This window comes from Saccharibacillus endophyticus (genome assembly GCF_013185185.1).
Taxonomy (GTDB): Bacteria; Bacillota; Bacilli; order Paenibacillales; family Paenibacillaceae; genus Saccharibacillus; species Saccharibacillus endophyticus.
The window spans coordinates 174877-189358 of record NZ_JAAZWE010000005.1; the positions used below are offsets into that span (position 1 = coordinate 174877).

General features: G+C 54.5%; 12 protein-coding genes and 1 pseudogene. 8 read left to right on the top strand and 5 right to left on the bottom strand.

Going from position 1 to position 14482, the window contains the following annotated elements:
* Nucleotides 1-89 precede the first annotated feature (89 nt).
* A pseudogene (locus HRQ63_RS26035) lies at nt 90-419 on the bottom strand (MBL fold metallo-hydrolase); the annotation flags it as partial.
* A gap of 163 nt (nt 420-582) precedes the next feature.
* On the opposite strand from HRQ63_RS26035, the gene HRQ63_RS18180 reads away from it, so the two are divergent.
* From HRQ63_RS18180 to HRQ63_RS18190, 3 genes are all read left to right on the top strand, one after another.
* The gene (locus tag HRQ63_RS18180; RefSeq protein ID WP_172246417.1) at nt 583-1458 is read left to right on the top strand and encodes an AraC family transcriptional regulator; all 876 of its coding nucleotides are present in this window, start codon (nt 583-585) and stop codon (nt 1456-1458) included.
* Nucleotides 1459-1656: 198 nt separating this feature from the next.
* Nucleotides 1657-3714, top strand: a complete 2058-nt coding sequence (locus HRQ63_RS18185; protein WP_172246419.1) for a YheC/YheD family protein — start codon at nt 1657-1659, stop codon at nt 3712-3714.
* 23 nt (nt 3715-3737) lie between these two features.
* Nucleotides 3738-5561: an S-layer homology domain-containing protein gene (locus HRQ63_RS18190; protein WP_172246421.1), complete on the top strand. Its 1824-nt coding sequence runs from the start codon at nt 3738-3740 to the stop codon at nt 5559-5561.
* A gap of 593 nt (nt 5562-6154) precedes the next feature.
* On the opposite strand, the gene HRQ63_RS18195 is transcribed toward HRQ63_RS18190, so the two are convergent.
* From HRQ63_RS18195 to HRQ63_RS18205, 3 genes are read right to left on the bottom strand one after another with little or no spacing between them, the layout of a single operon-like run.
* Complete coding sequence (locus HRQ63_RS18195; RefSeq protein ID WP_229714319.1) at nt 6155-6955, bottom strand: ABC transporter permease; 801 nt, start codon at nt 6953-6955, stop codon at nt 6155-6157.
* Nucleotides 6955-7770, bottom strand: coding sequence for an ABC transporter ATP-binding protein (locus tag HRQ63_RS18200; RefSeq protein ID WP_172246423.1), 816 nt, complete (start codon nt 7768-7770; stop codon nt 6955-6957). Before HRQ63_RS18200 ends, HRQ63_RS18195 begins: the two co-directional genes overlap by 1 nt.
* Before the next feature lie 51 nt (nt 7771-7821).
* The gene (locus tag HRQ63_RS18205; protein ID WP_172246425.1) at nt 7822-8832 is read right to left on the bottom strand and encodes an ABC transporter substrate-binding protein; all 1011 of its coding nucleotides are present in this window, start codon (nt 8830-8832) and stop codon (nt 7822-7824) included.
* A 259-nt stretch (nt 8833-9091) separates the two neighbouring features.
* Between HRQ63_RS18205 and desA the strand changes: the two genes are divergently transcribed.
* The 5 genes from desA to HRQ63_RS18230 all read left to right on the top strand — a co-directional run bounded on the left by desA (nt 9092) and on the right by HRQ63_RS18230 (nt 13803).
* Nucleotides 9092-10177 carry a Delta(5) desaturase DesA gene (gene desA, locus HRQ63_RS18210; protein ID WP_172246427.1) on the top strand — a complete coding sequence of 362 codons (1086 nt, stop codon included), beginning with the start codon at nt 9092-9094 and terminating at the stop codon, nt 10175-10177.
* Between the two features lie 179 nt (nt 10178-10356).
* A complete protein-coding gene (locus HRQ63_RS18215) occupies nt 10357-11526 on the top strand; it encodes a sensor histidine kinase (RefSeq protein WP_172246901.1) in 1170 nt (389 codons plus the stop codon).
* 3 nt (nt 11527-11529) lie between these two features.
* On the top strand, nt 11530-12132 hold the full coding sequence (locus HRQ63_RS18220) for a response regulator transcription factor (RefSeq protein ID WP_172246429.1): 603 nt from the start codon (nt 11530-11532) through the stop codon (nt 12130-12132).
* 322 nt (nt 12133-12454) lie between these two features.
* A complete protein-coding gene (rluF, locus tag HRQ63_RS18225) occupies nt 12455-13168 on the top strand; it encodes a 23S rRNA pseudouridine(2604) synthase RluF (protein ID WP_172246431.1) in 714 nt (237 codons plus the stop codon).
* 173 nt (nt 13169-13341) lie between these two features.
* Nucleotides 13342-13803 carry a DoxX family protein gene (locus tag HRQ63_RS18230; protein ID WP_172246432.1) on the top strand — a complete coding sequence of 154 codons (462 nt, stop codon included), beginning with the start codon at nt 13342-13344 and terminating at the stop codon, nt 13801-13803.
* Between the two features lie 504 nt (nt 13804-14307).
* Here the strand turns inward: HRQ63_RS18230 and HRQ63_RS18235 are convergent.
* A complete protein-coding gene (locus HRQ63_RS18235) occupies nt 14308-14481 on the bottom strand; it encodes a hypothetical protein (RefSeq protein ID WP_172246434.1) in 174 nt (57 codons plus the stop codon).
* Between the last annotated feature and the right edge of the window lies 1 nt (nt 14482).

Consider the following 14482-nt stretch of genomic DNA (forward strand, 5'->3'; position numbering starts at 1 on the left):
CACCCGAGTGCAAAAGACTTTTCGGAACCTGTATGATTCGGGTCAAAACTGTACGCTGAACCTTTCGAACCGATGCCTGCCCGCACCAGAATATCCGGGCGAATCTGTTGAAGCGTCAGGTCCGTGCTCCCTTTTTCCAACCAATCCCGATCCAATTCATGCACGTAAAGACGTTCGAAGCGTCCATGACTGCCGATATGATCGGTATGCACATGCGTCGTCAGCACGTCGATCGGCAGGTCCGTCAACCGATCCGTGATCCGTTTGATATTGTCGATGCCCAGGCCCGTGTCGATCAACGCCGCCTTGTCCTGCCCGAGCAGCAAAAAAGAATGCACCTTCTCCCAGTGCCCGTATTCGCTGATGGCATAAGTCCGGTCGTCGATGCGCTGCACCGTAAACCAATGATCTTGAAGCATGATCGCAAATCCTCCAAATCGTAAACTACTTCTCATTATACCCTTCGCGCCTTTGAAAAAACGAACCGAAAGCCCCTTGCGCCAACCCGTTTAAACCAGAACGCAAAAGGTCGGGTCGGTACGGTCGATTTTTGTTAACTTAAGAAACAAGGAGGGACATGCCGTGGATTCTTTGAAAAAGATGAATGAAGCGATGACTTATATCGAGGAACATTTGAACGATGGCATCGACTTAAAAAAAGCAGCACGGATCGCCGTTTGCTCGGAGCATCATTTCAAGCGAATGTTCTCATTTCTGGCGGGCGTGACGCTGTCCGAATACATTCGGCGCAGAAAGCTGACGTTGGCTGCATTCGAGCTGCAAAGCGGAGCAGAACGTATACTCGATCTCGCGCTCAAGTACGGATACGATTCGGCTGACGCATTCACTCGGGCATTCAGGCAGCTGCATCACGTCACGCCGTCCGAAGCGCGCCGGGGCGGACATCTGCTCAAAGCCTATCCGCCTATGACTTTCCGATTAACGATAGAAGGAGGAAATCAAATGAATTATCGCATTGCGGAAAAGGAAGCTTTTCGGGTTGCGGGGATCATGAAGCGGGTGCCCGTTGTGTTCAATGGGGTTAACCCGGACATTGCGGCGATGTGGCAGAGTCTGGATGCGGAGAAGATCGGGATCATGAAAGAATTGTCGAACACGGATCCGATCGGTCTCGTCAGCGCATCGACGAATTTCTCCGAGGAGCGCATGGAGGAGAAAGGCGGGCTGGATCACTACATCGGAGCCGCCACCACCCTTTCGGCTCCGGACGGATGGGCTTCGCTTGAAGTTCCGGCATCCACCTGGGCGGTATTCGAATCAGTCGGCAAGTTCCCGGATACTTTGCAGGATATTTGGGGCCGCATCTATTCGGAATGGTTCCCGTCGTCTGCTTATCAGCAGGCTGAAGGACCGGAAATGTTGTGGAACGAACAGCGGGATCAGAGCGCGCCGGATTATCGGAGCGAGATTTGGATTCCGGTGTCGAAAAGGTTCTAATCCAAAAGCTGCCCTTCGTCAAAATCCGCTTCATTTAGAGTCTTCGACATACTCCTACAAAAATCATCTTGAAGGTTTACGCCTTTCGGATGATTTTTTGTTGGAATCAAACCTTGAAAACCTTCAAAAAAAGCCAGTTCCGACCGAAGTATACTTTACATTTGTTTCTCTATTTGAATAGGAGGCTTATTCGTTCCCATGTTAATCGGCGTTTACCATCGCAGCGATCCATTCGAATCCGTCGGCCGCAATCGCATCGATGCTCTCATCGCGGAGGCGGAGCGTCAAGGCATCGAACTCTGCTTTTTCGGCGTCAACGGAATCGATACGGAACGAGGGACTGTTACGGCGCTGCACGCCCATAACGGCCAACTCCATCAACGCGAGACGCCGTACCCGGATGTTGTGCTAAACGAATCGCCTGAACTCTCCTCCACACGTCCCGAACAGGAAAAAGTTCTCCGTACCCAGGTCCCGTTCGCCGTTCATTTGATCGGAAACAAAGAGAGCGTCACCACATATCTGCAAACCGAATACGCCGAGTTTTTGCTTCCTACAGAAAAACTCGAATCTCCGGCCGCTGCCGAAAACATGCTGAAGTTGTACGGCGACATCATTCTGAAGCCGTCCGACGGAAGACGGGGCGGCGGAATCGTCCGCGTCAAAACCGAAGCGGGCAGCCGTTATCGCTTCGAAGAAAGCAGCGGCGCTTCCCGTTTGAAGGATTTGCGCGAGCTGCGCAAATCGCTTCGCAGTTTAATCGCCAAGCAAACCTATCTCGTTCAGCCTTACCTTCCGACACTGACCGCTCAAAACGAACCCGTTGATTATCGGGTGCATATCCAGCGTGACGGCAGCGGCGAATTCCAGGTTACGCGTACGTATGCACGAGTCGGGCGTCCGGGCGGATTCGTCAGCAACCTCGGCGCAGGCGGCCGAAGCCCTGATTTGGAAGAAACGCTTCGATCTTTGTACGGAAACGAAGCTGACGCTATGCGGATCAAGCTGGAACAAACGGCTCTTCGGTTGGCGGAAGCCGTCAACCGTCCGTATCCTTTTTTATGCAACGAGTTGGGAATTGACTTGTTAATGAACGAGCAAGGCCGCATTTATTTTCTTGAAGCCAACGCTTCGCCGGAAACCCGCGATCACGAGGAATTGCGCGCGGTGAGGATTTTCCATTTCTGCCGCCATCTGCACGAGGTCCGAAGCGCTCTTGTCCGCAACCGTCGCTCGATCGGAATGCTCGTTGCCGAAAAGGATGAAGATTTCCGTCTGCACGACGCCATGGCTTTTGCCAGCGCCGCCCACGAAACCGACTTCTTCTGGTTCCGTCCCGTCGACGCGGCTTACGATTCTCCGCTGATTCGAGCCACGGGTTTTCAGGGCGGTCGTTGGGCGGCGCAGTATCGGCGTCTGCCGGACGTCGTGTACGATCGCCTCAAAGAGCGCGGATTGCGACGTTCGGAAAAAGCTTATGCCCGACTGCAAGGCATTCCCAACACGCACTCGCGACCTGCCGGGAGTTTCAACAAAGTGAAAGCGTACGAGATGCTGGCAGGCGACCCGGCGGTAGAACCGCACTTGATCCCTTACATGGCGCTGGACTCGGCGGAGCGTGCGTTGGAGTTTATCGCGGCGCACGGTCAAACGGTGATCAAGCCGAGCGGCGGGACGAAAGGCTCCGCCATCATCGTGGTGCAAAAGGAAGGCGAGCATTACCGAGTCGACGATCCGGTGTACAGCCACATGCTCGGCGCCGAGCAATTGTCCGCCCTGCTTGCGGGCTTGGCGGAAAGCAAAGATATGGTTCTGCAAAAATTTATCGACAGCGTCACCCCGGAAGGCTTGCCGTTCCATATACGCGTCCATCTGATTCGCGACGCGGAAGGAGTCTTCCGGATTATCGGTCATATGCCGTACATCTCGACGCAGCAGCGGCATAAAGTCGTGAATCATCATTCCAACCTGCGCGCCTTCACCCAGTGGCACTGGTTCTTGCCCTACCAGTTCCCCGGACGCGAAGAAGAGATGGACGCGAAGATCGATCGCTTTGCCTATGCCGTAGCTGCCCGGATCGAAGAGCGTCTGGAGCATCGCCTGTGGGAGATCGGACTCGATCTCGGGATCGAACAGGACGGTTCCATCTGGTTGTACGAAGCAAACATGAACAAGGTCGGCGTCATCAATCGGGAACTGGAAGCCTCTGCTTTACTGGTTCCTTCCTGCATTCGTCTGATGAATCCGACTCCCTAACTTGAAGATCAGGAGCGTGCCTTATGAGCAAAAAGAAAAATGCAGCCCGCAAAAACAGCAAGAAGAAAGTCATCCTTCGCTCAGCCGTATTGACCACCGGCCTTACTGCACAGCTCCTGTCCGGCGCTCCGGCTATTTCCAATGCCGACCCGGCAGCCTACGACGGCGATTCCTTCACTTATTTGAGCCAGTATTTGGGCATCGGCGCGGCATACGCCGAAACGATCGATAATCCGAACGCCCAGCTTGAAGAGCATGAAGGCGAGACGGGCGGAGGAGGCAGCCCGGGCATCGAGGACCCTGCTTGGCAAAGCCTGAAAGCGCAGGCCGGCGATACCACGGTAACGCTTGATTATACCAAACCCGAAAATATCAATGACGGCGTGCTTGAGATCTCTCAGGACGGCGGGACGACGTTCATTAAGGTGCCGCAATCGAGCATTTCCAAATTTACGCACAGCTCCCTGACCGTGATCGGATTGACCAACGGGCAAACGTACCATTTCCGCTTCAAAGTGACCAAAGGTTCGCATGTGGGCTATTCCAACTTGGTTAAAGCTACTCCGACAGGGCCTTTGGTTTCGGCACCTGCCGATAACTCTTCAGGGAGTTTCGTACCCGCAAATCCGGCGCCTTCGGCAGCCAGTGCCGAAGAATCGATTCAAGTCCTCGCCGTATCCGCGGGCGATCTGACGGGCAGATCGGCCAGCCTGATCCGCTCGACCGGGCAAAACGGCACGCCAAGGGCGGAACTGCGCCTGAACGCGGAAGGCCTTACTCTGGCTTCGCAACAAGCCAAGCGCGGAGAGACTTTGGCCTACCGCCTGCCTCAGTTGAAAGCCGCCGACATGCAAATCGTATTCGACGGCAAAACGCTGGCACCGTTGGCGAACAATACGAATAAGCTCTCCGTCAGTACCGTCGACGTCGGCATCGCGTTCCCGGTTGACCGGCTGCGTTTGGGTCAGGCGGCCGAGCGCTTGGGCGTTTCTTCCGACCAGGTACAAATTCGTATTCAGATCGAAAAGTCGGCGGTTCTAACCGGCGAGGCTGCATGGAGCAAAGTTGCCGGAGCCGTTCCGATAGGCAATGCCTATACCTTCCGCATGCTGGCAAGCAGCGGCACGAAAGCTACCGAAATTACCGGCTACGACAAGCGTTACGGACAACAAATGATTCCGATTCCGGACGGGGCCGATACCAGCCGACTCGGTGCCGTTATGTGGGTCGACGGCAAATATGTACCGATTCCGGTTACCTTCAAGGACGGGCAAGCGGTTCTGCATACGACAGGCGGCAATCCTGTTTTGTTGGTTCGATATGAATTGCCGGCCGCGTCGGGCAAATGGTTCGACAGCGCCTTGGGCGAAGCTTCCGTCAAAGGCATTCTTGAAGAGCGCGAGCCTTCCGCGGCGCTGGACCGCGAATCTTTCGCACGCATGACGGTGAGGGCGCTCGGTCTTGAGGCTTACGGTTCGGGCACTTCGTCGCTTTCGGCGCTGCGCAGTGCCGGTCTGCTGGACGGACTGCCGGATAACGCCCAGACAGGCGGGGCCATTACCCGAGAAGAAATGATCGCGATTCTGGTAAACGCCAGCCGACAATTCGACCTGCCGCTGGATACACCGGGAACATCAAGCGGTAAAAGCGCGCAGGATGCCTTCCCGGATTCCGGAAGCATCTCCGATTGGGCCAGCTCGTATGTCGAAGCCGCGTACGCGGCGGGACTATTCCAAGGCGACCGCGGCCAGATTGTGGCGCAGCGGCAGGGCACGACCGGAGAAGCGGCGGCTTTGTTGGTGAACCTGTTGCACCGTACGGGGTTGGGCGACGTCTCTACGAAGTAGAGTCTTTGATCGACTTAGCTGATTAACATAAAGAAGAAGCGAGGGCGCAATGCCTTCGCTTCTTTTTGTAGTTCCTATTCGTTGATTGGCTTCGCGGACGCTGCGGAAGGAATTCGTTAGCGGATGCTTACGAAGTGCCTTTCTACGAAAGGCTTTAGGTCGCGTGTTGCATTTAAGAAGCTTGATTGGAATTTTTATAGGGGAGCTTCTTAAATACAAAGGCGATCGCTAACGCTCCTGCACTGAATTCCTCCCTCCGCTATGGCTTCGCCTTCAAAATAGAACCTTCTAAAACTTTCATCCTCTGAGATGGAACGCTTGTACTTTAGAGAAACAAAAAGAATCGTCGCTTTGGGTTGGGGTAAGTTGTCGGCTTCTTGTTAGGAAGCCGACCGGGATATTGTTATCCCTTACCGTATCGAGAAAGCCCAACGTAGCTGGAAGCGAGAAGACGGAGAGAGAAATTCAGGTCAAGGCGCCTTTGAACTTGGAAAACTTCAACTAAAAATTTCAATCGACTTTTCCAAGTGAGACAGCGAATTTACCGAATTTCTCTCGCAGTCTTCTCGCTTCCCCCGCCTAAGTGACTTTCTCTACGCCCGCCACTTCATGAAGCGGTGTTCGAACAGGTCGACCAGAACGAACAGCAGGAAGCCGACGCCGCTGAACAGGAGGATTCCGGCGTACATGCCGGGATAGTCGAGTCTTAGCCAAGCATCCATGATAAAGTAGCCCATGCCGTGTTCGGTGCCGTAGATTTCGGTGAAGAACAGGACCGAAAAGGCCGTGCCGAGCGAGATTCGGATGGTGCTTAGTATGGAAGATAATGCGCCGGGCAGGGTGATTTGAGTGAACTTCGCCATGCGGCCCGCGCCCAAGCTGGTCAGGACATCGTACGTGTTAGCCGGGATGGCTTTGACGCCGTCGCGGACAGAGATAATGACCTGGAAAACCAGAATCAGGGCGATCATGACGATCTTCGAAGCTTCTCCGAGTCCCAAGAAGAGCATGGCGACCGGAAGCAGCGCGATCTTCGGGATGGGATAGGTCAGATAGACGACCGGATCAAGCAGCTTGTTCCAACGAGGGGAACGTCCCATGAGCAGGCCCGACAGCAAGCCGACGATCAAGGCCAGCGCGATTCCGGCAAAGACCCGGCCCATGCTGGTTCCGATATTCAGCAGCATTTCTCCGCCGTCCAGCTCCAATAACGCACGATAGACGACCAGCGGAGAAGGCAGCATGTCGCGCTGCAATAGCGCGGCGATCAGTCCCCATAGGACATGCAAAACGATGAAGACCGATAGCAAACGAAGCAGCATCGAGCCTGGGCTGTTTTTTGGGCTGCCGTTTACGCCGGTTTTCCCTGTCTTTTTCTCGGCTTTCACTTCCATCACCGTCTTTCCCGCATGATTCGGCGAATATGACGGGTTTGCTCGTGAAAAGCATCATGGTCGCGCTTGTCTTCATCCGCCAGGGAAAAGACGGCTTCGTTGTCGATCAGCACGGGAGGGCCTGCGGCAGCCGTCAGCATGACGATCTTTCGGCCCAACAATATCGCTTCTTCGACGTCATGCGTGACGAACAGCATGGTCGAAGGCTGCTGACGCCAGCTTTCCAGCAGCAGACGCTGCAGATCTTCGCGCGTGACCGCATCAAGCGCGGAGAACGGCTCATCCAACAGCAGCAAATCCGGCCTGATCGCAAAAGCGCGCGCAATCGCCACACGCTGCTGCTGCCCGCCGCTCAATGCGCGCGGATAGCGTCCTTCCAGTCCGGACAGTCCCGTCAATGCCAGCCAACGAAGCGCCGCGGCTCCACGCCGGGCTCGCGATTCATCCGGTCTGGCGATTTTCAACGCGGTTCGAACATTCGCGATCGCGGTCTGCCACGGAAGCAACCCGTAATTTTGCGGAACAAGACCGATGCGGATATCGGCGCCGGCAACCCCTGCGCTACCGATCGGACGTCCGCCATAACTCAGACTTCCGCCGAAATCCGGCAGCAAGCCTGCCGCCGCCCTCAGCAAGGTCGATTTCCCGCTGCCGGAGGGACCAAGTACGGTATAGATGCCGCGCTCGGGCAGATCAAGATCAAGCGGTCCCAATACCGGCCCTTCTCCGTAGTCGACGGTCAGCGCGCGAGCAACCAGACCTTGACCTTCCTTTTCAGCAGTATGACGGGAATCGATCACAACACCTTTTTCCATTCTTCCCCCTCCTTTTCTAGCCTTATGCCTTGGTGTGCCGGATTATCGATCTTATTTGAATTGCACGTCGGAAATCACATCCGCCGCATGCAGGTCTTTGTTCAACAACCCTTTTTCGCGCGCCCAATCCAAAGCCGAATCGACCTGCGCCGGATCAGCCTGGTTGGCGGGCACATAGTCCGGAACGTCGATTTGATCTTTCAAGGTTTCCGGGTATCCGACTTCCTTGATGATCAGGTCGATGTATTCGGACTGATCATGCGTCTTCATGTACTCGACAGCCTGATCGTACGCCGTGTACATATCGCGGATCGCGTCGGCTTTTTCATCAATCACGCTCTGCGGGAAAGCCAGCACGAACGGGTTGATTTCTGCCGTGTGCGTGGAGCCCAAGATGTTCAGTCCGGCTTCCTTGCCCATCGTTACGAAAGGCTGCGGCAGAACGGCGGCATCCGCCTTGTTGTTTTTGAGCAATTCCAGACGGGTCGGGATTTGCGGAACTTCCGTTACGGTAATATCGTCTTCGGTCAGGCCGGCTTGTTTCAGCATCATGGCCATCGTGTATTGGGTCGAGGTGTTTTTGGACAGAATCACGGTTTTCCCTTTCAGGTCTTCTACGCTCTTCACGTCCGGATTGCCTGTCAATAGATCGAATTCGCCGAAGGTCGTGCTGGTGATTTTCACGTCTTGGCCCGCTTCGTTATAGATCGAAATCGCAACCAGATCGGCGCTCAGGCCTTCGACTTTACCCGCCTGGAACGCGACGTCGCGATCTTTCGCGCTTTTGAACGTCTGGATGTCCAGATTGACGCCTTGCTCGGCATCGAATCCCTGCTCATGCGCCACGATGAACGGAATCGCATCAATCGACGGCAGCAGTCCCAATGTGATCGTCTCGGTGGCCGCGGCATTCTCGGTCTCCGTATGTGCAGCCGCGGTTGTATCGGATTCTGCCGCGTTGCCGCAGCCGGCCAGCGCTACTCCGAAAGCAGCGGTCAGCATCATCCATATAACGGGACGTTTCCCGCGGAAAATCCGTTTGGTTTGGCGAGTGTTCTTCATTTCTTTTCCAGCCCCTATTCTTTTTATCATTCAATTTCTATAGATAAGATTGTTCATTCATTCACAATCTTATTCAACCGTCCTTATTCTACTCTTGTCCTCCCATTTTGTATATTCATAAATTTAAATAAGAGAAACTGCCGTATGACATTTGTCACCCGCGTCATCTGACGTTTATGACTACGCAGCGCAAGCGCTTTTTTCTATACTGGGTATAACAGAGATGCCCGAGCGGCGTCCGCGAAAGGGGATTACATTGATGAACCCGTCCACGAAAACCGCATCCGCCAACCCGATTGCGGAATTGAAAAAACATATGAAGCCTTACGAAAAGACCGATTCCAAAGCCAGCATCCTTCAAATGGTCAATACGCTCGTCCCGCTGATTCTGCTGTGGGTCGGCGGTTATCTGAGTCTGTCCGTCTCGTACTGGCTCGCGCTGCCGCTTCTGCTCGTAGCATCGGGCTTCGTGATCCGAACGTTCATCATTTTCCACGACTGCACGCACGGCTCTTTTTTCAAAAACAAAAAAGCTAACGATATCGTCGGTACGATTACCGGAGTCATCACCATGATGCCGTACCGCAAATGGAAATACAGCCACACCCGCCACCATGCGACCAGCAGCAACCTCGACAAACGCGGCGAAGGCGACATGTGGCTGCTGACGGTCGAAGAGTATGAGGCGGCTTCATTCTGGACGCGCCTGTCGTACCGCTTTTACCGCAATCCCATCGTGATGTTCGGCCTCGGCCCGATCTTCGTGTTCCTGATCGAGTCGCGTTTCAACCGCAAAGGCGCGAAGCGCCAAGAGCGTATCAACACCCACCTGACCACCGTGCTGATCGCGGCGCTTTACGCGGCGCTGATCTGGGCGATCGGCTGGCAGGCGTTCCTGCTGGTTCAGGTGCCTGTCTTCTTCTTCTCGGGACTGTTCGGCATCTGGCTCTTCTACGTGCAGCATCAATTCGAAGACTCGTACTTCGAACACGAAGAAGAGTGGAGCTACGTGAACGCGGCCGTCGAAGGCAGTTCGTACTACAAGCTGCCGAAGCCGCTGCAATGGATCACCGGGAACATCGGCTTCCACCACGTGCATCACCTGAGCCCGAAAGTACCGAACTACAATCTGGCAAAAGCGCACGACTCTTCCGTCCCGCTGCAAAAGGCGACGACGATCACGCTGCGCACCAGTCTTCAATCGTTGAAGTTCCGTCTGTGGGACGAAGAAACGAAAAGCTTTACCGGCTATGGTCGAAAAGTACGCAGCGGCCTGCCGAAGAACGCGGTGCAAGCCGTCGCGCGCGAGTTGAAACCCAAAGCGCCCGCACTGCCGAAAGACTGATATTCCGTTTTCAAAAACCCCGGTTTCCCGCATTCCGGGGTTTTTGGCATGCAGCTTTTACAAAGCCAGGTTTGGGAAAAAGGAGGTTGCGGGTTATAATGGTCACAAAAAATCAAGCGGCGCACGCACCGGGAAGGCTCGTATCGGTTCCGGCAAAAAGCCGCGGAGGTCAGTCGATCATGCAGAAGTGGTATCAGATTTTTCAACGCAGTACCGGGCTCAATCCTTATGTATGGGTCGTCTTTTATATTTTGCCGTTTTATTTCATTTTTCGTTCGTCCACGCCTTTTCATGCCGTGACCGGCATCTTCATGGTCGTCGGGTTCTTCGTATGCTACCTGCTGGCCTTCGCGTCCAAAGGACAACTGCGATATTTTTGGACGAGCATGCAGATCGTGTTCTCGGTGTCGATGACCTTGATGTTCGGCTATATTTATTTCGCGGTATTTCTGGCTTATTTCGTTGGGAACATCCGCAGCAAAAGCGGCTTTTTCACTTTGTATTCCATCCAGCTCGCCGCGGTGCTCGCTTCGGCTTACGTCGGCTACATCCATCTGAATCCGCTGATGCTCAACCAATGGCCGTTCGTCGCGCTCACCGTCATCGCCGTCATCCTGCTGCCGGTCACGACGTATAACCGCAACCGCAGCGAGCGGCTCGAAGGACAGCTTGAAGACGCCAACAAACGCATCTCGGAACTCGTCGTCATGGAAGAACGCCAGCGCATCGCGCGCGACCTGCATGATACGCTCGGTCAGAAATTGGCGCTGATCGGACTCAAAAGCGACCTGGCCGCCAAGCTGGTCACGAAAAATCCGGATCGGGCCGAAGAAGAAATTCGTGACGTTCAGCAGACGGCGCGCGTCGTGTTAAAAGAACTGCGCGAGCTGGTGACCCAGATGCGCGGCACGCATGTGGAGGACGAAATTCACCGACTTCGGCAAATACTGAAAGCGGCGGAGATCGAGTTCACTTTGATCGGCGATCCGGCAGAAACGCGCACGTCGCTGCTCAACGAGAATGTGGTCAGCATGTGCCTCAAGGAAGCGGTCACGAACATCGTGAAGCATAGCGGAGCTACTTCCTGCCTGATCGAGATCGAGCCGCTTCCCGCCGAACTGGTCGTGCGAGTCGCCGACAACGGCAATGGTCTGAAAGACGGCGTGAATGCGCGAGGCAGCGGGCTTCGGGGCATGCGGGAACGGTTGGAGTTCGTGAACGGAAGCCTCGATATCTCCGCGGCTCCTCCGGAAGGACGCGGAACGCTGCTGACGCTGCGCATCCCGAACGTGTTGGCGCAGCGCGAACCTGAGATCGCGGCTGAACCCGCTGCGGACAAGGAGGGATAACGAATGATCAGAATCGTCATTGCGGAAGACCAGCGAATGCTGCTCGGCGCGCTGGCTTCGCTGCTTGACCTGGAGGACGATATGGAAGTGGTCGGACGGGCATCCGATGGCGAGGAAGCCGTACGGCTGGTCAGGCTGCACAAACCGGATATTTGCGTGATGGACATCGAGATGCCGAAGAAGACGGGACTTGAAGCCGCCGAAGAGTTGAAAGGTTCCGGCTGCCGCGTGCTGATTCTGACGACGTTCGCCCGTTCCGGCTATTTCGAAAGAGCGATCAAGGCGGGCGCCCACGGCTACCTGCTGAAAGACAGCCCGAGCGAAGAACTTGGGGAAGCGATCCGCAGCGTCATGTCCGGCCGGCGCATCTACGCGCCCGAGCTGGTCGACGACGCGCCTTATGCCGAAACCAATCCGCTGACCGACCGGGAAAAAGAAGTGCTGCTCCTGATCTCCGAAGGGAAAAACACGAAGGAGATCGCCAGCGAACTGTCGCTGACGAACGGAACGGTGCGCAACTACGTATCCGTCATCCTCGACAAGCTCGGCGTAGGCAATCGGATCGAAGCCATCACGAGGTTCAAGGAGAAAGGCTGGTTCAAGTGAACCGGCCCAACGTGTCGAGAAAGCCTGACATAGCTGGAAGTCAGCAGGCGGAGAGAGAAATTCAGTGAAGGAACGATAGTGATCGCCTTTGAAATCGGGAAAATTCCGCTAAAAATTTAATCCTTTTTCCCGATTTCAACACGCGACCGGAACGAATTTTTCTCGGAGCCTGATGACTTCTCCCGCAACCGTGACTTTCTCGACAGCCTGAGCCAGTTCAAGTGAACCGGCTTTTTGTTTGCGTCTGCAACCTGTACACCCGGCCCCTTTTGCGATATGGTAAACAGAGTATTTTCCCCAACCAGAAAGGTGTGCGTAACCAGTGCGAATTAACAAATATATCGCCGAGTCCGGCTTCACGTCGCGACGCGGGGCGGACAAGATCATCGCGGAAGGCAAAGTCACGATCAACGGCGAAAAAGCCGATCTGGGCAGCCAGGTCGAGCCGGGCGACGACGTTCGGGTAAGCGGCAAGCGGATCAAGGAAAAGGCCGCGCAGGAGAACGTTTATCTGGTGCTCAACAAGCCTGTCGGCATTACCAGTACCACGGAAAAAAGCGTCAAAGGCAATATCGTGGACTTCGTCGGCCACTCGCAGCGGATCTTCCACGTCGGACGGCTGGACAAAGATTCCGAAGGCCTGATCCTGCTGACGAACGACGGCGATATCGTGAACGAGATTCTGCGTGCGGAAAACCGCCACGAAAAAGAATACATCGTCACGGTCGACCGTCCGATTACCCCCGAGTTTTTGAAAAAGATGGCGGCGGGCGTGGAGATTTTGGATACGACGACGCTGCCGTGCGAAGTCGAACAGCTGTCCAAGTTCATTTTCCAGATCACGCTGACGCAAGGCCTGAACCGCCAGATTCGCCGCATGTGCGAAGCGCTGGGGTATAACGTGCGCGCGCTCAAGCGTATTCGTATCATGAACATCCACCTGAACAGCCTTCCGGTCGGCAAATGGCGCGATCTGACGGCGAAGGAGCTGGATCGGTTGTTCAAAGATCTGGACTATACGCCGCGCAACAGCTAAATGATTTCAACGGAAAGACGAACTTTTATCGGTTCGTCTTTTTTGTGTTGGGTAGAAATTTGTGTACCACTCAACAAATTACAAAAAGTAATTGACGAACTTAAGTTAACTAGTTATATTATAATTAGTTAACAACTTACCTTTACATAGAACCTTGCGAGGAGCGATTGAAGATGGCGATGAAGTGGACGGCGACCGGGATGCGGCTTGTGTTGGGGATCATCTTTTTGGGGCATGGAATTTCGAAACTGATCGGAGGAATCGGGAATACGGCGGATTGGTTTGTCGCGCTGGGACTGCCGGGATTCCTCGCTTATATGATTGCGATGCTGGAATTGGTCTGCGGCACGATGATGATTCTCGGTTTGCTAACTCGCTTGTCCGCCGTCGGATTCATCGCGGTGATGATCGGCGCCATCGTCACGGTCAAGCTGCCTGCCGGACTGCTCGGAAATAATGGTTCTCCGGGTTACGAATTGGATCTGGCCCTGATGGCGTTGGCCGCCTACTTTATCGCTTCCAAAGAAATCGGCGTAGGCGTGGATAGCCTGCTCGCTGCCCGCGACGGAGATGCTGAATTGGCTGCCGCCGCTTCGGAGCGTTCCGTGTCTTCGCAAACTTCAAGCGCTGCATGAATTTTGCTTTTCGACAGCATGTAGATTTTAACGATATTTGGGCCGGGAGAAGAACGGGTTCAAGGTTAACGGATCGTATGTCCTTTAGAGCCGCGAAATAACCATTGGCGCGATTTTAACGGATCTCATATCCTTTAGACGCACGATTCGCCTTTTTTCAGACCCAAAAACAGCACGATTTCATGCTAAGCGTCGGCTGAATCCGTTAAAATTTCAAGACTCCTCAAAATGCCCGCTAAGCGCCGCCTCGTTCCGTTAAAATCCGACACGCGATTCGGCACGCACAAAAAAGCCGTGCTTGCTTCGATTCATGACTTTCTCGCCGATCAGACCTCCTAGAAAAGGTCTGATCTTCATAAAACCCGGCTCTCCTTGGAGAACCGGGTTTCCCGAAATTCCGAATTCCGAGACGAACCTTCCAAGGTTCGTCTTTTCGTCTTTCGCCTTTTCCATCTTTATGTTCGCTTTCCTTGTTCGCGTTTCAATCCAAGCACGGACCCGTTTCTACAAGATCCCGAAATAATCGATTGCGTACACCGCTAGAAATATGACAACAACGGTAACCGCAACCGTGATCAAAGTCCGTTTAAGCGATGTGTTTCTCGTTTTCTGCGCCTGATACTCGGCTCTTCGCTTGGCCGCTTCTTCGTCGGCCCCGTTCAAATTTCTGGGTAACATG